The 17,879-nt window shown below is 24.4% G+C and carries 17 protein-coding genes, 1 tRNA gene, 1 other RNA gene and 1 pseudogene; 14 read left to right on the forward strand and 6 right to left on the reverse strand.

The features are described 5' to 3' along the window. Positions 1-114 precede the first annotated feature (114 nt). Positions 115-996: an archaetidylserine decarboxylase gene (gene asd / locus TGUWTKB_RS00170; RefSeq protein ID WP_041062296.1), complete on the reverse strand. Its 882-nt coding sequence runs from the start codon at positions 994-996 to the stop codon at positions 115-117. A gap of 236 nt (positions 997-1,232) precedes the next feature. On the opposite strand from asd, the gene orn reads away from it, so the two are divergent. The 11 genes from orn to cysQ all read left to right on the forward strand — a co-directional run bounded on the left by orn (position 1,233) and on the right by cysQ (position 11,222). Then, positions 1,233-1,784, forward strand: a complete 552-nt coding sequence (orn, locus tag TGUWTKB_RS00175; RefSeq protein ID WP_041062298.1) for an oligoribonuclease — start codon at positions 1,233-1,235, stop codon at positions 1,782-1,784. A 52-nt stretch (positions 1,785-1,836) separates the two neighbouring features. After that, positions 1,837-3,330, forward strand: coding sequence for a bifunctional ADP-dependent NAD(P)H-hydrate dehydratase/NAD(P)H-hydrate epimerase (locus TGUWTKB_RS00180; RefSeq protein WP_041062301.1), 1,494 nt, complete (start codon positions 1,837-1,839; stop codon positions 3,328-3,330). Then, complete coding sequence (gene tsaE, locus TGUWTKB_RS00185) at positions 3,327-3,797, forward strand: tRNA (adenosine(37)-N6)-threonylcarbamoyltransferase complex ATPase subunit type 1 TsaE (protein ID WP_041062302.1); 471 nt, start codon at positions 3,327-3,329, stop codon at positions 3,795-3,797. Before TGUWTKB_RS00180 ends, tsaE begins: the two co-directional genes overlap by 4 nt. 87 nt (positions 3,798-3,884) lie before the next feature. Further along, the gene (gene mutL, locus TGUWTKB_RS00190; RefSeq protein WP_052459507.1) at positions 3,885-5,603 is read left to right on the forward strand and encodes a DNA mismatch repair endonuclease MutL; all 1,719 of its coding nucleotides are present in this window, start codon (positions 3,885-3,887) and stop codon (positions 5,601-5,603) included. An 11-nt stretch (positions 5,604-5,614) separates the two neighbouring features. After that, positions 5,615-6,565 carry a tRNA (adenosine(37)-N6)-dimethylallyltransferase MiaA gene (gene miaA, locus TGUWTKB_RS00195; RefSeq protein WP_408605739.1) on the forward strand — a complete coding sequence of 317 codons (951 nt, stop codon included), beginning with the start codon at positions 5,615-5,617 and terminating at the stop codon, positions 6,563-6,565. Positions 6,566-6,794: 229 nt separating this feature from the next. Next, positions 6,795-8,093 carry an adenylosuccinate synthase gene (locus TGUWTKB_RS00200; RefSeq protein WP_041062306.1) on the forward strand — a complete coding sequence of 433 codons (1,299 nt, stop codon included), beginning with the start codon at positions 6,795-6,797 and terminating at the stop codon, positions 8,091-8,093. A 218-nt stretch (positions 8,094-8,311) separates the two neighbouring features. Further along, positions 8,312-9,064, forward strand: a complete 753-nt coding sequence (gene rlmB / locus TGUWTKB_RS00205) for a 23S rRNA (guanosine(2251)-2'-O)-methyltransferase RlmB (RefSeq protein ID WP_041062308.1) — start codon at positions 8,312-8,314, stop codon at positions 9,062-9,064. 121 nt (positions 9,065-9,185) lie between these two features. Then, positions 9,186-9,569: a 30S ribosomal protein S6 gene (gene rpsF / locus TGUWTKB_RS00210; RefSeq protein WP_041062310.1), complete on the forward strand. Its 384-nt coding sequence runs from the start codon at positions 9,186-9,188 to the stop codon at positions 9,567-9,569. Positions 9,570-9,671: 102 nt separating this feature from the next. Further along, positions 9,672-9,899 (forward strand): 30S ribosomal protein S18, encoded by a 228-nt coding sequence (rpsR, locus tag TGUWTKB_RS00215; protein WP_041062312.1) that lies wholly within the window; start codon positions 9,672-9,674, stop codon positions 9,897-9,899. Positions 9,900-9,917: 18 nt separating this feature from the next. Next, the gene (gene rplI / locus TGUWTKB_RS00220; RefSeq protein WP_041062314.1) at positions 9,918-10,367 is read left to right on the forward strand and encodes a 50S ribosomal protein L9; all 450 of its coding nucleotides are present in this window, start codon (positions 9,918-9,920) and stop codon (positions 10,365-10,367) included. A 117-nt stretch (positions 10,368-10,484) separates the two neighbouring features. Then, on the forward strand, positions 10,485-11,222 hold the full coding sequence (cysQ, locus tag TGUWTKB_RS00225; protein ID WP_041062316.1) for a 3'(2'),5'-bisphosphate nucleotidase CysQ: 738 nt from the start codon (positions 10,485-10,487) through the stop codon (positions 11,220-11,222). Positions 11,223-11,247: 25 nt separating this feature from the next. Here cysQ and ppa read toward each other — a convergent pair whose 3' ends face one another. The 5 genes and pseudogenes from ppa to TGUWTKB_RS00245 form a co-directional block, all read right to left on the reverse strand. After that, entirely contained in the window at positions 11,248-11,793 is a 546-nt protein-coding gene (ppa, locus tag TGUWTKB_RS00230; RefSeq protein ID WP_041062318.1) for an inorganic diphosphatase, read from the reverse strand. 41 nt (positions 11,794-11,834) lie between these two features. Further along, positions 11,835-13,178 (reverse strand): metalloprotease PmbA, encoded by a 1,344-nt coding sequence (gene pmbA, locus TGUWTKB_RS00235; RefSeq protein WP_041062320.1) that lies wholly within the window; start codon positions 13,176-13,178, stop codon positions 11,835-11,837. A gap of 89 nt (positions 13,179-13,267) precedes the next feature. Beyond that, positions 13,268-13,609, reverse strand: an RNA gene (rnpB, locus tag TGUWTKB_RS03350) — RNase P RNA component class A. A gap of 19 nt (positions 13,610-13,628) precedes the next feature. Next, positions 13,629-14,523 (reverse strand): annotated as a pseudogene (rsmI, locus tag TGUWTKB_RS00240) (16S rRNA (cytidine(1402)-2'-O)-methyltransferase). 103 nt (positions 14,524-14,626) lie between these two features. Next, a tRNA-Leu gene (locus tag TGUWTKB_RS00245) sits at positions 14,627-14,708 on the reverse strand. Positions 14,709-14,869: 161 nt separating this feature from the next. On the opposite strand from TGUWTKB_RS00245, the gene murJ reads away from it, so the two are divergent. The 3 genes from murJ to mntR all read left to right on the forward strand — a co-directional run bounded on the left by murJ (position 14,870) and on the right by mntR (position 17,842). Next, positions 14,870-16,408 carry a murein biosynthesis integral membrane protein MurJ gene (gene murJ / locus TGUWTKB_RS00250; protein WP_041062322.1) on the forward strand — a complete coding sequence of 513 codons (1,539 nt, stop codon included), beginning with the start codon at positions 14,870-14,872 and terminating at the stop codon, positions 16,406-16,408. A gap of 69 nt (positions 16,409-16,477) precedes the next feature. Further along, positions 16,478-17,263, forward strand: a complete 786-nt coding sequence (locus TGUWTKB_RS00255) for an SDR family oxidoreductase (protein WP_041062325.1) — start codon at positions 16,478-16,480, stop codon at positions 17,261-17,263. 108 nt (positions 17,264-17,371) lie between these two features. Further along, a complete protein-coding gene (mntR, locus tag TGUWTKB_RS00260) occupies positions 17,372-17,842 on the forward strand; it encodes a manganese-binding transcriptional regulator MntR (protein ID WP_052459508.1) in 471 nt (156 codons plus the stop codon). The last annotated feature ends 37 nt before the right edge of the window (positions 17,843-17,879 follow it).

Raw genomic sequence — 17,879 nt, forward strand, 5'->3', positions numbered from 1 at the left:
TGAACTAAAGTATGCGAAAAAGAACTATTAATTAATAAAAAAAAATTAAGAATAATATAGTAAAGAAAACGCAAAAGATTTATCTCTCTCTTATTTTAATAAATTAACAATTGTTTATTTACTTTTATATGAATGAACCGCAAATGGTTTACCTACACGAGTTAGGCTATTCACTGTTAAATGAGAAAGTATTCTCATATTATTATTTGAAGAAAATAAACTAATTACTGTAGAACCTATTTTAAATTTACCCATTTCTTGTCCTTTCAACAAAAAATTTTGGTAATTAGATACATGATCTTTAGAAAAATTCCATTTTTTTATTACCCCTTCACGAGGGGGGATAATAGTTCCTTTCTTTAATATTTCAATACTACCAACCATTGCGGCACCAACTAAAATCTGTATCATTGGACCTATTTCTGTTTCAAAATAACAAATCACACGTTCATTACGTGCATAAAGGTTTTTAACATTGTTTATAGAAACTGTATTTAATAGATAATGTTCTCCAGGAACATAAATAATTTTACGAATAATACCCGTATAAGGCATATGTACACGATGATAATTAGATGGATGTAAATAAATACTAATATACTTACCATTATAAAATTTTTCAGCCATTTTTTCATCACCTGCTAACAATGATTCTAATGTATAGTATTTTTTTTTTGCTTGTAACAATATGTTATATTTAATACAACCTAACTGAAATATTTTACCATCTGCTGGAAACACTATAGATTTTATATCATTATCAATAGGACGCATACCTTCTTTTAACGGTCTTGCAAAAAAATCGTTAAAGTTTTTATATTTTTCTATATTAGATTCTTTTACTTCAGACATATCAATTTTATAAAACCAAATAAATAGTTTTATAAATAATTTAGTTAACCAAGTAACTTGTATATTAACTAACCAACTAATAAATTTAACAATAAATTTATTTAAAAAAAGATAACTAATTTTAAGTTTTAAAAAATCTAACATTTTTTCCCTACTTTTTATAAAGTAATAAAAAAATATTTATTTATCTATTAAAAGATAAGTTATTATAAAATTCAGTACTTTAATCTAAATAAATATTTAGGTAAAATATATAAAAATAATTATTAGGCGTATTATTTTTTCAAATATCAAACTAATGCTATATTACATCAATGAAGACAACAAAATTTTTAAAATTTTAACAAATTTTTATAAATTATACCATTCTCTAAAATAAAATGAACAAAAAAAATGAAAAAAATTTAATTTGGATTGATTTAGAAATGACTGGTTTAAACCCAGAAAAAGATCGTATAATTGAGATCGTTACTCTAATTACTGATAGTGATTTAAATATTTTAGCAGAAGGACCTACATTAGCAATACATCAAACAGATGAAGTATTAGAAAATATGGATCAATGGAACAAAAAAACACATTCACATACCGGATTAATAGAAAAAGTAAAATCTAGTAATTATAATGAAAAATTAGCTCAAGATTTAACAATAAATTTTATAAAAAAATGGGTGCCAGAAAAAAAATCTCCTATTTGTGGAAGCACAATAGCACAAGATAGACGTTTTTTATTTAAATATATGCCACATTTAGAGTCCTATTTTCATTACCGTTATATTGATGTAAGTACTATTAGAGAATTAGCAGTGCGTTGGAAGCCAGAAATTTTAATATCAATTAAAAAAAAGAGTAAACATCAAGCTTTGTTTGATATTCGAGAATCGGTTGCAGAGTTAAATTATTATCGAAAGTTTTTCTTTACTAAAAAATAATACTTAAAAAAAACTTTTTAAGTTATGTAATGAAATTCATAAATAAATTATTATGATAAATATAAATTTACCAAATGATATTTGGTCTGTTCACGATTCTATCAAATTACAAAAAGAAATAATGCAATTTTATAATCTTTCTTTTGAAGAATTTTTACAAAAAGCTAGTACATCTATTTATGAAAAAATTAAAAAAATATATCCAAATCTAAAAAATTGGCTTTTATTATGTGGTCATAATTTAAATGGATTATACGGATATTCTATTGCTATTTTAGCTTATTATGAAGGTTATAACGTAAACATTATTGATTCCCAAGAAAAAATATTTTTTAAAAATCAATATATAGACTCTTTAAGAGAAATTTGGAAAAGAACAGGTAAAAAAATTTATTCTCTTAATTCTACTTTTCCAAAAGCAAATTTAATTATAGATGCCTTATTAGGAGATCAATTATATGTGTTTTATAAAGAAAAATATGAAAAAATTATTAAAAAAGTTAACATGCATCATGCTAAAACTTTATCAATAGATATTCCATCAGGATTAATTTCTGAAACTGGCAATACTTTCGGAGAAACAATACAAGCTGATGATACTATTATTGTTCTATTTATTAAACCTGGGCATTTGACAGGAAAAGCACGTCAATACATTGGAAAAATTCATTATATTCATTTGAATATGAATAATTGGCTAAAAAGAAAAAAATCGCCTATACAAAGAATAAATACTAACTTTTTAAAAAATAAATTACTTCCAAGAAGTCCTATTCTGCATAAAGGTAATTGCGGAAAAATTTTAGTAATAGGTGGATATAAAGGAACAGTAGGAGCTGTTTATATGACAGCTGAAGGAGCTTTAAGAGCTGGAGCAGGTTTAGTTAAAATACTTACTCATAAAGAAAATATTGCTATGATTAATATAACAGTTAGACCTGAGTTAATGGTAAACGAATTAACAAAATTTAATTTAGAAAAAGAAATACTCTGGAGTGATGTCATCATTATTGGCCCAGGATTAGGAAAAAATCAATGGGGAAAATTCGCTTTTTTAACAGTAATAAATAGTAAAAAACCTATATTATTAGATGCAGACGCATTAAGTATATTATCAGAACATACATATAAAAATAATAATTGTATTATTACTCCACATCCAAAAGAAGCCGCCGTTTTATTAAACGTAAAAATTCAAGATATTGAAAATAATCGATTGTCTATAGCTAAAGAATTAAGAAAAAAACATAAAGGTATAGTAGTTCTAAAAGGGCCTGGGACAATAATTGCTAGTAAAAAAAAAATTGCAATTGCTGATATTGGAAACGTTGGAATGGCTACTGGAGGCATGGGAGACATTTTAAGTGGAATTATTGGATCATTTATGGTTGATATGGATCTTTTTACAGCTGCTTCTATAGGATGTATAGCACATGGTGCTGCTGCTGATTTTTTAGCAAAGAAAAAAGGAACAAGAGGATTATTAGCAACAGATTTATTTAAAGTATTATATAAATTTATTAATCCTAGGTTTTTAAAAAAATGAAAAGTTATTCAATTTTATTAAATAAAAGTATAGATACTATTAACTTTGGTAAAAAAATAGCAAAAAAATTCAAAACTATAGGTACTATTTATTTATATGGAAATATAGGTTCAGGAAAAACAACTTTTGTTTATGGATTTATGAACGGTTTTAATTATTACGATAAAATAAACAGTCCAACGTATGAACTAGTAAAATCATATAATTTAAAAAAAGTTATTATTCATCACTTTGATCTATATCGTCTTATTTATCAAGATGAGTTGTATGAAATAGGAATTCAAGACTATCTTGAGGAAGATAGCATTTTCTTAATTGAATGGCCTAAAAAAGGAAAAAAATTTTTACCTTATCCAGATTTATCCTTATTTTTTTTCTATAAAAATTTTTCTCGCTATGTAAAAATTTTTTCTCATTCAAAATATGGTCAATCAATATTAAAAAAAACCATAAAAGATCATGAATAATTTTTTGTAATTTTACATAACATTGAAAAAAATATTAATCTTAACGCTTTTAAATCGTGTTAACAAAAAATTAAGTATAAAAAATTTATGTTAATAAAAATGATGTCAAAAGAATTAATTAAACAAATTGCTGCTGGTGAAATAGTGGAACGTCCTGCTTCTGTTGTTAAAGAACTAATTGAAAATAGTCTAGATGCTGAAGCTAAAAACATTAATATTAATGTTGAAAAAGGAGGAAAAAAACTAATTCAAATTTATGATGATGGACATGGAATAAAAAAAGAGGAGTTATCTTTAGCTTTAGCACGTTATTCTACCAGTAAAATTTATAAAATAGAAGATTTAGATGCTATAAAAAGTTTTGGGTTTCGAGGAGAAGCTTTATATAGTATTAGTTCTGTTTCACGTTGCTCATTAATTTCTCGAACACAACAACAAAAAGAAGGTTGGAAAATTTACTCTGAAGGAGAACAAAAAAACATTGAAATTCAACCTATCGCACATCCTTACGGTACAACAATAGAAATATTAGATTTGTTTTATAATGTTCCTGTAAGAAGAAAATTTTTACGTACTGAAGCGACAGAATTTTTACATTTAGATGAAATTATTAAAATTCTTGCTTTATCTAACTTTTATGTATCTATTTCAGTTAATCACAATAATAAAAACGTTAGGAGATATCGTTCTGTTAATAAATTCAACAATAATGAAAAAAGAATAGAAGATGTTATAGGATCAAATTTTATAATAAACGCTGAAAAAGTTAACTATTTTAATAATAATTATTCCTTGAAAGGATGGATAATTAATCCATTAAAAAATATAAAGGGAAAAAATATACAATATTTTTATATTAATAAAAGGATTGTTCGCAACAATATACTTTTTCAATGTATACGCAAAGCTACAAAAAATTATTTTTATAAAGATATTAATTTTTGTTATGTACTTTATTTTACAATTGAACCTCAAAAAATTGATGTAAATATACACCCCAAAAAAAGTGAAGTACGTTTTTATGAACCTAAATTAGTTTATAATTTTATATATGAAGCAATTTCGAAAATTTTAATAAATAAGAAAAATTTTTTAACAAATAATTTATTTATAGAAAAAAAAAATAATTTTTATAACAAAAAAAAAATTATAAAAAATCATATATTACTAAAAAACGATGAATGTAAGGAAAAAAAACATGAAACTAATACTACACAAGCAATAAATAAATTAGAAATATCTAATCATGATATTTCTAAAAAATTTGTAAATTTTAAAAAAGTTATCACCATTTTTAAAAAAAAAGTTGCATTAATAGAAAATAATACAGGATTAATATTTCTTGATTTACAGCTAGGTTTAATTTTTTTAAAAAAAGTACAACTGATACAATATTCTAGTAGTTTATATAAGAAAAAACATCTTCTTTTGTTTCCTATTAAAATACATATTAATGATAATGAAAAAAAATCGCTGTTAATATATCACAAACAACTGCAAAATATCGGAATAAATTTCAAACAAGATTTAAATTATATAACACTATATCAAATTCCTAAATGTTTAAGAATAAAACATTTAGAAAATTTGATTTTAAATTTATTAAAATATCTTGCACAAAACTCCTATTTATCTTTAAACGATTTATTAGATTGGTTAGCTAACGCAAGTACAGAAAAAAATTTTTATTCTAATACTTTTCAAGTTACCGCTTTTATCAAAAATATTCAACTGATCTGCAAAAATGATTTCAAGACATTGTTCCCAAATTTTTTACACGAAATCAATATTGAAAAACTATTTTAAAATATTAAATAATAATGCATAAAAAACAATTAATAAAACCTAAAGCTATCTTTTTAATGGGACCAACTGCATCAGGAAAAACTAAATTAGCAATTATGCTAAAAAAAAAATTACCATTAGAAATTATTAGTGTTGATTCTGGGCTAGTATATAAAGGTATGGATATCGGAACTAATAAACCATCAAAAAAAGAACTAAAAATTGCACCTCATTTTTTAGTTGATGTTTGCAATCCAAAAAAAAATTATTCTGTAGCAGATTTTTATTTTGATGCTTGTGCTGCAATGAACAGTATAACAAAACGTGGTAATATTCCTCTTTTAGTTGGGGGTACAATGTTTTATTTTAAAACATTATTAAATGGATTACCAAAATTACCTTCTAGTAATTTTCAGCTAAGAAATCAAATAAAAAAGAAATACTCAAACAATCTTATTTACTTGCATAGTAAATTATCTAAAATTGATCCTATTGCTAGCAATAGAATTCATCCTAACGATATTCAAAGAGTCTTAAGAGCTTTAGAAATTTTTTATTTATCAGGAGGTAAAACATTAACAAGTTTAACTAAAAAAAATAATCACTCTTTACCATATGATTTTTATCAATTTGTTATTTATCCTTCAGATAAAGAAAAACTTAATAAACTTATTTCATTAAGATTTAAAAAAATGTTAGATTTAGGTTTAGAAGAAGAAGTTAAAAAATTTTATATAAAAAAAGATATGAATAAAGATTTATCTTCTATGCGTACATTAGGATATCGTGAAATGTGGTCTTATTTATCTGGAGAAATTAGTTATGATAATATGATTATTAAAGCAGTTAATAATACTAAAAAGCTTGCAAAGAAACAAATGACCTGGTTACGTCAATGGAAAAACATTTATTGGTTAAATCATGAAAAAAAATCTATTGCGTTAAACCAAATTCAACAAATATTTTTCTTTAACAAGAACTAAAAATATTAATTGTTGTGTGTAATATGTAAAAATTTTTAAATTACATATTTATGAAATATTTAGTATTTCTTTAAATGAAATAAAAGAATATATTTTCATTAACAAAAATTAATTAAATTTAATATAGACTCATCATAATTTTTTTTAAAAATAATAATTAAATAATTATAATATTCATACATAATGTACAAAAAGTTGCCATTAAAAATTAAAGATTGGTAAATAAATAATGAAGAAAGCTATAGTAATTTTAGGTATACAATGGGGAGATGAAGGAAAAGGTAAGATTGTAGATCTCCTTACTGAAAAAGTAAATTATGTTGTGAGATATCAAGGTGGACATAATGCAGGCCATACAATTGTTATTAATAATAAAAAAACTATTTTACACTTAATTCCATCCGGAATTTTGCATAAAGATGTGATTAGTATTATTGGTAATGGAGTAGTAGTTTCTTTAGATGCTTTAATTAAAGAAATATATATGTTAGAAAAAGAAGGAATTTCAGTAAAAAAACGATTATTGATTTCTAAAAACTGTCATCTGGTGATGCCATATCATGTAAAAATAGATATTGCTCGTGAAAAAAATAAAAAACAAGCAATTGGTACTACTGGTTGTGGCATTGGTCCAGCTTATGAAGATAAAATAGCGCGTAGGGGTTTTTGTATTGGTGATGTTTTTGATAAAAAAAATTTTTCTGAAAAATTAAAACAAACATTAAATTTTTATAATTTTCAATTAAAAAATTTTTATCAAGAAGATAGTATTGATTTTAATTTAACATTAAAAAACACAATAGAGTCATTTGATTATATCAAAGAAATATTAGTAGATGTCTCAGAATTTTTAGAAAAAAAATGTAAAAAAAATAAAAAAATTATATTTGAAGGTGCTCAAGGTGCATTATTAGATATTGATCATGGAACATATCCTTATGTGACATCTTCTAATACCACAATTGGAGGAGTTTTCACAGGTACTGGTATTGGTATGAAAAACATACATTCCGTTTTAGGAGTAATAAAAGCTTATAGTACAAGAGTAGGTTCAGGTCCTTTTCCTACTGAAATTTTCGGAAATTTAGCAAAAAAAATTAGAGAAAACGGTAATGAATTTGGTTCAACTACAGGTCGTATGCGACGAGTTGGATGGTTAGATATAGTAGCAATTCGTCGTTCTATTCATGTTAACTCTCTTTCAAGTATTTGTATTACTAAATTAGATGTTTTAGACCAATTAGAAGAAATAAAAATATGTGTTGCTTATTATAGAAAAGACGGAAAAAAAATAAAAAACACACCAATTCTATTAAAAGATTGGGAATCAGTAACACCAGTTTATCAAATTTATAAAGGATGGAAAAAAAGTACTTTTGGAATAAAATCTTGTAAAGATTTACCTAATTTAGCCTATTCTTATATTAAAGCTATCGAAGAAATAATTGGTATTCCAGTATACATAATTTCTACTGGTCCAGATCGTTTAGATACAATTTTTTTAAATTCCAATTCTAATTTTTTTTAAAAAAGTGAAAAAAAAAGGAAAAGAACAATTAGAAACACTTTTCCTTTTTATAAGAACAAAACAGATTATATTTTTACACTATTTTACATTAAAATTTTATAAAAAATTGTTATTTATGTTGATTTTAGTATAATAAGAACTTTTATTATTAATAATATATTTAAAAAAGTTTTTATTAATAATTTAAAAAAATATTTATTATAGGTATAAAATGACATATGTTTGAAACAGTTTTTGGTATTCACCAGATATTTTCTTTATTAAAAAAAAATCCAGATTCTATTAAAGAAATTTTTTGCATAAAAAAAAATAATAGTAGACGTGTACTATTAATTAATGAACTTAAAAAACATAATATTAATATTAATAAGGTAGATAACAATTGGTTTAAAAAATTTAAAAATTGTGTTCATCAAGGTTTAGTAGCATACGTTAAACCATCTATATCTTTGCAAGAAAAAGATTTATATATTTTATTAAAAAAAATAAAAAATCCATTTTTATTAATCTTAGATAGCATTACTGATCCACATAATTTAGGTGCTTGTTTAAGAAGCGCAGAAGCAGCAGGTGTTGATGTAGTCATTATTCCTAAAAAACGTTCAGCTAAAATTAATGCAACAGTTAAAAAGACTTCTTGCGGTACAACAGAAAACATTGCTGTCATTCGTGTAACGAACATTGTACATACAATATCTTTATTAAAAGATTATAATATTCAAATATTAGGCAGCGATAGTGAGGCTGATCAATTATTTTATAACACAAAAATGAATGGCCCACTAGCTTTAGTTATGGGATCGGAAGATAAAGGCATTCGCAGTTTAGTAAAAAAAAATTGTGATGTTTTATTAAGTATTCCAATAGTAGGAAAAGTTTCTTCATTAAATGTATCAGTTGCTACCGGTATATTATTATTTGAAATTTTAAAACAAAGAACAAAAACCATTATAAATAATAATATAAAATAAATTAGTATTTATTTATACGTTATAAAATGATAGTATTTCAAAAATATGTAAAAAAAATATAATAAACAATATTAATTGTTTTTTTTATGAAAATGTTTTAAAATAAATAAAAGGTTTTTTTATGCAACATTATGAAATTGTCTTTTTAATTCATCCCGATAAAAGTGATCAAGTAAAAAAAATTATTGAAAAATATACTACATATATAACTTCAAAACAAGGAATTATACATAGATTAGAAGATTGGGGGAGAAGACAGCTATCCTATTCTATTAAAAAATTAAATAAAGCGCATTATATTTTAATAAATATTGAAACAAAAAAAAATATCGTACAAGAATTATCAAAAAATTTTAGTTTTGATGATTCAATAATTCGTCATATAATCATAAAAGCTAAAAGCGCACATACTGATATTTCACCTATTTTAAAATTCAAAGAAGAACGTCGTGAAAATCTAATTCATGAAAGTAATAATGTAATTAAACTATCCACTCATGTGTAGAATTTTTTAAAAAAATGCATTTTTTTATTTGTTAAAATCGCTTTTTTTTCTAAAAAATATTTATTAAAAAACCATTCAAAAAAAAATTATAGGAGTTTTTATATGGTACGTTATTTTCGCAGACGTAAATTTTGTCGTTTTACTGTAGAAGGTATAAAAAAAATTGATTATAAAGATATCAACACATTAAAAAGTTATATTACTGAAAGTGGTAAAATTGTTCCAAGTCGTATTACAGGAACACGTTCAAAATATCAAAGACAACTTTCTCATGCTATTAAGTGTGCACGTTACTTATCGCTAATACCCTATACTGATCGTCATCAGTAAATTTTATAGGAATATTTTATGGATATAATTTTAATTAATAAGTTAAAAAAGCTAGGTAATTTTGGTGACCATATAAAGGTAAAATCAGGGTATGCACGAAATTTTCTAATTCCTAAAGGAAAAGCAATTTCTGCGACTCAAAAAAATATTAAAAATTTTAAAAATAAACGCGAAGAACTAGAAAAAAAATCTCTAAAAATGATTAAAAACTTACAACAACGCGCCGAAAAAATAAAAGCTTTGGGAGAAATTATAATTAAAGCTAAAGTTGGAAAAAAAGGAAAATTATTTGGTTCTGTCAACGCAAAAAATATTAAAAATGCTTTATTTAAAATAGGTATTATAGTAGAAAAAAATGAAATTAAATTAACAAAAAATATGATCAGAGTTGCTGGTAAACATGAAGTACAATTTAATTTTCAAAATAATATTACTGCTTCAATTTTTATTAATATCATACCTGAATAAATTTTTAGTGGTTTCGTTACAAAAACTAAAATTTAACTATAAATGACATAATAAAAAACCATGTGTTATAAAAAATAGATATTAAAATTATTTATATCATCTTAAAGAGATAATAAAATGTTAAAAAAAATTTGTAAATTAGTGTATAAAGCAGGTAAAAATATTATGACTATTTATAAACAAAAAAACATTGAAGTTTTTAAAAAAGATGATAGTTCTCCTGTTACTATTGCTGATCTTTTATCAAATAAAATTATAATTAAAGGATTGCAAAAAATGACTCCTTATATTCCAATACTGTCTGAAGAAAACCTTGAAAAATGGGAAAAAAGAAAAAAGTGGACAAAATATTGGTTAATTGATCCATTAGACGGAACTAAAGAATTTATTCATCACAATAATGAATTTACAATTAATATTGCTTTGATTGAACACGGAAAACCTATTTTAGGTGTAATTTTTGCTCCAGCTTTAAGTACTATTTATTATGCTACAAAAAAAGAATCGTGGAAAGAAAAAAACGGAAAAAAAAAACAAATATTTTCTAAAAAAAAAAATAATCCATTAATAATAATTAGTCGATATCATCAAGATTTTGAATTAAAAAATTACCTTAAAAATTTTAATCACGATCAAATTACTTCTGTGGGGTCATCTCTAAAATTTTGTTTAATTGCAGAAGGAAAAGCACAAATATATCCTAGGTTTAGTCCATCAAACATTTGGGACACAGCTGCAGGACATATAATAGCTATTTCAGCTGGAGCAAAAATTAATAGTTTAAATTGTTCACAAGATATAGATTATTTTCCTCGTCAAACTTTTATTAATCCTGGGTTTATTGTTCATGTATAATATATATGTTAGTATTATACTTAATTTAAGTACTTTTTTTATTTCTAAGGTGAAATCTTTTAAAAGAATTTATAATCTCTTCTTTTGCTGTTTCGATAGATGACCATCCTATAATTTTTACCCATTTATTTTTTTCAAGATCTTTATAATGTTCAAAAAAATGAACAATCTGTAAACGTAATAATTTTGATACATCCTCTATATTTTTAATATTTTCATATTCTTGAGATATTGTTTTATGAGGCACTGCAATAATCTTTTTATCATCTCCTGATTCATCAATCATATTTAACATCCCAACTGGGCGACACAAAATTACAGAAGACGATCTTAATGGATATGGAGTGGGCACTAAAACGTCAAGTGGATCACCATCTAATGATAAAGTATTATTAATATATCCATAGTTACATGGATAAAACATTGCTGTATTAATAAAACGATCAACAAAAAAAACATTTGTTTTTTTATCAATCTCATATTTAATAGGATCGGAATTACAAGGAATTTCAATGATAACATATACATCTTCTGGAAGATTTTTTCCTGAAGAAACTGTTTTAAAAGACATAAAAAATACCTCTTGAAAAATTATAATGGTTTATATGTAGTTTATATTCCTCCTACGTATATTTCTGATAATAATACTGAACCACATTGAATACTTCCTCTATTTTCAATATCATTACCAATAGAGACAATATTTTTCCACATCTCTTTTAAATTTCCGGCAATAGTAAACTCATTAACAGGGTATTGAATTTTTCCGTTATCAACCCAAAAACCTGCTGCTCCCTTAGAGTAATTTCCATTAATAATATTAATTCCTTGACCCATGAGTTCAGTTATAATTAGTCCTTTATTCATCTTTTTTAACAATTGATCAAAATTGTTATTTTTATGAGTTATTGTCAAATTATATATACCATTTGCATGTCCATTACTTTTTAAACCTAGTTTTTTTGCTGAATAACTATCTAATAACCAATTTTTTAAAATACCATCTTTCACAATAATGTTTTTTTTTGTAGCCACTCCTTCTGCATCAAATGGAGCAGAAGCGATGCCTCTTAAAATGTGAGGTTTTTCTTCAATAGATATCCATTCAGGAAAAATTTGTTTATCTAAAGAATGTAATAAAAAAGTTGATTTTTGATATACATTTTTACCATTGATAGCTGCACATAGACATCTAAAAAGATTAGTTGCTATATCAGCTAAAAAAATTACTGGTGTACTCATAGTAGATATTTTTTTTGGAGATAATTTACGTAATACACGTTTTGCACATGATTTACCAATAAATTCTGGTTTTTTTAAATCATCTATGATTCTACTAACAGTATAATCGTAATCAGCCTCCATTTTATTATTTTTTTCTGCAACTACTGATGTTGAGAGAGAATAATAACTTGTATAATAATCTTGTAACATACCGTATGTGTTACCAAAAATTTTTATTTTTATATAACCATTAAAGTTTCCTCCTTCTGTATTAATTATTTTTTTGTCAAAATTAAGCGCAACTTTTTCAGCACAAGCGGTTAAATTAATTATTTCGTCAACACTAATAGTAGAAGGATGATATAAATCTAAATCTCTAGCTTTAAAAGCAAGCAATTCTTCTTCCGGCATACTAGAAAAAGTATCTGGTTGACTATAATGCGCAATATCTAAAGCATTTTCTAATGTGGAATTAATTGATTTTTTTGAGAGATCAGTTGTAGAAGCACTGCCTCTACGTAATTTAGAATAAATTGTTATATTTAATATTTCATCATTATGAAATTCAATGTTTTCCAGTTTTCCATAACGAGTTTTTACGTTTATACCAATTATTTTTTGTAAACTGATTTCTGCACCATCTATATTTTGGCATTTTATTTTTTTTATAATATTATTAATATCTTCTTTTTTATTAGAAAAAGTTTCTAAGTTTTTATTATATAGCATCATTTATAAACCATGTTTATGGTACATTGATTATCATATAAAATGAAAGTAACAAAAACAATACATTTGAACGTATTGTTTTTGTTAATATAAAAAACTACTAACCGATAAGCCGGATTCTGTCTTGGACAGTCATTCATCTAGATTAGTAATCACTTACTAATTCAAGCAGCGCTACCCTGATTTTATTTGTACGAGCAGTACAAAATCTTTATTCCGCCTTGCTCCAAGTGGAGTTTACATCGCCATATACTGTTTCCAGATATGCGGTGTGCTCTTACCACACCTTTTCACCCTTGCCTAAATTGGCGGTTTTTTTTCTGTTGCACTAGTCGTAGGAATTTCACCTCCCAGGTATTACCTGGCACTTTGCTCTTTGGAGCCCGGACTTTCCTCTTTTTGATTTTTTAAAAAGCGACTGTCTAGTTAGTGTTTTTTTAATAATATTGATAGTTATACTTCTAATTTTTCTTCATTTATTGCAAATTTATACAATAAATTTTTTTGGATATCGTGAATTTTTGCAGTTAAGTATACTGCTTTTTTTAAAGAAAGTTCTTTTTTTAATAAAAAATAAGTTTTAATTATTTTCTTGTCAAGTATTTTTTTATTTAAATTTTTATATCCTTCTACTAATAAAACTAGTTCTCCTTTATATCTGTTTCTATCTTCTTTCAACCATTCTATTAATTTACATATTTGAGAACCATAAATATGTTCCCATTTTTTAGTAATTTCTCGTGCTAAAACAATATATCTAGTTTCACCAAATGCTTTTTTCATATCTTTTAAGCTTTCTATAATACGATGATTAGTTTCATAGAAAATTAAAGTTCGGACATCTTTAGACAATGAACATAAAAGCTCGTATCTTTTTTTAGAAATCTTTGGTAAAAATCCCTCATAACAAAATCGGATACAAGGTAATCCCGAAGCAATTAATGCAGTAATTGCTGCACAAGCACCAGGTAATGCAATAATTCGAATTTTTTTTTCTTTGCAAAGTTGCACTAATTTATAACCAGGGTCATTAATTAATGGAGTTCCTGCTTTAGATACTATAGCAATACTTTTTTTTTTCTAACAATTTTATCAACTGATGATTTCTTTGTGGTTCATTATAAGCATTAAATGATATATATTTTTTTTTAATATTAAAATTTTTGAGCAGAATACTAGTATATCGGGTGTCTTCTGCTGCTATTAAATCTACTTTTGATAATATTTGTATCGCTCGTAAAGAAATATCAGAAATATTTCCGATAGGAGTTGGAACAATATATAGCGTATTTGAAAAAAAAGTTTGTTTATCTAAATTATTGAAAATCTTTGAAAATTCAAGGTTCATATTATTTATATTCTGAAAATTGTTTATTAAAACTTTCATTTATTACAATGATAATATTAACTTTTTTTAAAAAAATATTAATAAATAAATTTTAAATAGTAAATACCGAAGATCGGAATCGAACCGACATGTATTTCTACGGTTGATTTTGAATCAACTGCGTCTACCTATTTCGCCACTTCGGTATAATCTTAAATAAGATATTAACATTTTTTTTAATTTTAAAAAACTAAAGATTATCAAAAATTAATCAATAAATGTTATTTATTAAATTTTTTATATATTATTCATAATAAAATACTAATATTTATCATTATCAATACTATTATAATATTTTATAACAGATATGAATTTACTAAAATCATTTTTTTTAATCAGTTTTGCAACTTTTTTTTCTAGAATATTAGGATTTATTAGAGATGCAATCATTGCACATATTTTTGGTTCAGGAAGTAATACAGATGCTTTTTTTGTAGCTTTTAAAATACCTAATTTATTAAGGAGAATTTTCGCAGAAGGAGCATTTTCTCAAGCTTTCTTGCCTATTTTAACTATATATAAAAAAAGGAAGGGAAAAAATAAAACAAAAATTTTTATTTCATATATTACTGGATTATTAATGTTATCGTTAATTGTTATAACTGTTTTAGGAATTTTTTTTTCTTCTTATATTGTTTTAATAACTGCTCCTGGATTTCAAAATGATCAAAAAAAATTTATTTTAACTTCCTTAATGTTAAAGATTGTGTTCCCTTATATATTTTTTATTTCTATGACATCTTTAATAGCGAGTATTTTAAATACTTGGAATTATTTAATCATACCAGCATTTTCTCCATGTTTATTAAACCTTAGCATAATTTTCTGTTCTCTTTTTTTAATACCTTATTTTAATCCACCAATACTAATATTGGCTTGGGCTGTTTTTATTGGAGGGATATTACAATTATTATATCAATTCTTTTTTTTAAAAAAAATTAATATGTGTATATTACCTAAATTTAATTTAAAAAATCGCGAAGTTTGGGATTTTTTAAAAAATTTTTGTACAGCTGTATTTTGTGTGTCAATTAATCAAATAACATTATTAACAAATACTATTTTTGCTTCTTTTTTAGATTCTGGTTCAGTTTCTTGGATGTATTATGCTGATCGATTAATGGAGTTACCATGCGGAATTTTAGGCGCAGGAATTAGTAGCATTTTATTACCACTATTATCCAATAGTGTATCTCAAAATAACACAGATCAATATTCTAATCTTATTAATTGGGGATTAAAATTATCTATTTTATTAGCTTTCCCAAGCGCTGTTGCTATTTATATTTTGGCTGGACCTTTAGTTATATCTTTATTTCAATATAATAAATTTACAATGTTTGATGCTCTAATGACAAAACATGCATTAATGGCTTACTCGTTAGGTTTGATAGGTTTAATTTTAACAAAAATATTAGCACCAGCTTTTTATTCATATAATGATATGAAAACTCCATTAAGAATTAGTATAATAACATTGATTATTACACAAATGATGAATATAATATTTATAAAATTTTTTAAACACATAGGATTAGCTTTATCGATTGGATTATCAGCTAATGTTAATTCAATTTTATTATTTTTAAAACTAATACAAACAAAAAGGTTTTATCTAATTAATGGATGGAAAATTTTTTTACTACGTATATTAATAGCTATTATAATAATGATTATTACATTATATGGTTTTCTTAATTTTTATCCAGTATGGAATACTGGGACTATCTTTTATAGATTACTACGTTTAATTAGCATTTGTATTATAGGTGGAACAAGCTATATTTTAACTTTATTTATGTTGGGATTAAAAATAAACGATTTTATATATAAACATAACAACTAGTGTTAAAAAAATTTTATCTATATTAGATGATATATAATATAAAAAATTTCACTATAAATTGGGTATTTTATGGGTTTTCTTTCAGGTAAACGTATTTTAATTACTGGTGTAGCAAGTAAAAGATCCATTGCATGGGGCATAGCAAAAGCTATGCATCAACAAGGAGCTGAATTAGCTTTTAGCTATCAAAAAAAAAAGTTACAGAGTCGAATAGAAAATTTTGCAAAAGAACTAAAATCTAATATTGTTTTACTTTGTGACGTATCGAGCGATAAAAACATAAAATTTATGTTTAATGAATTAAAAAATTTCTGGAAAAATTTTGATGGTTTTGTACATGCAGTTGCATTTGCTCCTATTGATCAATTGGATGGCGACTACTTAACACAAGTTAGTAGAGAAGGTTTTATTACTGCGCATGAAATTAGTTCTTATAGTTTTGCTGCAATGGCAAAAGAATCTTGTAATATGTTAAATGAGCAATCTAGTCTATTAACACTATCATATTTGGGTGCCGAAAAAGTTATTTTAAACTATAACGTTATGGGCTTAGCTAAAGCTTCTTTAGAAGCTAATGTTCGTTATATGGCAAATTCACTAGGAAAAAATAACATTCGTGTAAATGGAATTTCTGCTGGTCCAATAAGAACTCTTGCTGCATCTGGTATAAAAAATTTTAAAAAAATGCTATCACATTTTCAATCAGTAACTCCATTAAAAAGGAATGTAACTATTGAAGATATAGGCAATGTTGCTGCTTTTCTTTGTTCAAATCTTGCCAATGGAATAACAGGAGAAATTATTCATGTTGATAACGGATATAATATTGTTTCAATAAATCAATTAAATTACTGATTTTTTTTGATATTGTTGTTTTTATTAAAATGATATATTTTATTTAATATTTATTTGAAAATATTAAAATAATTAAATCTATTAATATAATAAGAAGGAAAACTTACGATGGTTTTTCATATAAAAAACAATACTATATTAATAAAAAAAAATTTTAAAGCAATAAAAGAACATATTGAAGCATTTCAACAAACACGAGAAGCACATCGTCATGAATTAATTGATGACTATGTTGAATTAATTAATTATCTTAAAAAAACGTTAGATATTATACGTCAAATAGATATTGCAATATATTTAGGCGTGGCTCAGCCTACTGTTGCTAAAATGTTAAGACGATTATTTGAAGCTGGTCTTATAAAAAAAATGTCATATCGGGGAATTTTTTTAACTGATAAAGGAAAAAAACTCGCCATAAAGAATCATAAACGTCACGTAATTGTAAAAAAATTTTTATTATCATTAGGAATAGATTTAAAAACCGCTCAGCTGGATGCAGAAGGCATAGAGCATCATGTTAGTGATAATACTTTACTTGCTTTTCAAAAATTTTATAAAAATCGTGAAAAGATTTTATAATTTTTTTTGATTATTTTTTTTAAATATATTTAATTGT

It is taken from the genome of Candidatus Tachikawaea gelatinosa, from assembly GCF_000828815.1.
Taxonomy (GTDB): Bacteria; Pseudomonadota; Gammaproteobacteria; order Enterobacterales; family Enterobacteriaceae; genus Tachikawaea; species Tachikawaea gelatinosa.

Excerpts from the sequence above, each read along its gene's own strand:
- TGUWTKB_RS00255 (WP_041062325.1), top strand. The coding sequence starts at position 16,478 with ATGGGTTTTCTTTCAGGTAAACGTATTTTAATTACTGGTGTAGCAAGT.
- mntR (WP_052459508.1), top strand. The coding sequence starts at position 17,372 with ATGGTTTTTCATATAAAAAACAATACTATATTAATAAAAAAAAATTTT.
- orn (WP_041062298.1), top strand. The coding sequence starts at position 1,233 with ATGAACAAAAAAAATGAAAAAAATTTAATTTGGATTGATTTAGAAATG.
- mutL (WP_052459507.1), top strand. The coding sequence starts at position 3,885 with ATGTTAATAAAAATGATGTCAAAAGAATTAATTAAACAAATTGCTGCT.
- rlmB (WP_041062308.1), top strand. The coding sequence starts at position 8,312 with ATGTTTGAAACAGTTTTTGGTATTCACCAGATATTTTCTTTATTAAAA.
- TGUWTKB_RS00200 (WP_041062306.1), top strand. The coding sequence starts at position 6,795 with ATGAAGAAAGCTATAGTAATTTTAGGTATACAATGGGGAGATGAAGGA.
- pmbA (WP_041062320.1), bottom strand. The coding sequence starts at position 13,178 with ATGATGCTATATAATAAAAACTTAGAAACTTTTTCTAATAAAAAAGAA.
- tsaE (WP_041062302.1), top strand. The coding sequence starts at position 3,327 with ATGAAAAGTTATTCAATTTTATTAAATAAAAGTATAGATACTATTAAC.
- ppa (WP_041062318.1), bottom strand. The coding sequence starts at position 11,793 with ATGTCTTTTAAAACAGTTTCTTCAGGAAAAAATCTTCCAGAAGATGTA.
- rpsF (WP_041062310.1), top strand. The coding sequence starts at position 9,186 with ATGCAACATTATGAAATTGTCTTTTTAATTCATCCCGATAAAAGTGAT.
- cysQ (WP_041062316.1), top strand. The coding sequence starts at position 10,485 with ATGTTAAAAAAAATTTGTAAATTAGTGTATAAAGCAGGTAAAAATATT.
- rpsR (WP_041062312.1), top strand. The coding sequence starts at position 9,672 with ATGGTACGTTATTTTCGCAGACGTAAATTTTGTCGTTTTACTGTAGAA.
- TGUWTKB_RS00180 (WP_041062301.1), top strand. The coding sequence starts at position 1,837 with ATGATAAATATAAATTTACCAAATGATATTTGGTCTGTTCACGATTCT.
- rplI (WP_041062314.1), top strand. The coding sequence starts at position 9,918 with ATGGATATAATTTTAATTAATAAGTTAAAAAAGCTAGGTAATTTTGGT.
- asd (WP_041062296.1), bottom strand. The coding sequence starts at position 996 with ATGTTAGATTTTTTAAAACTTAAAATTAGTTATCTTTTTTTAAATAAA.
- murJ (WP_041062322.1), top strand. The coding sequence starts at position 14,870 with ATGAATTTACTAAAATCATTTTTTTTAATCAGTTTTGCAACTTTTTTT.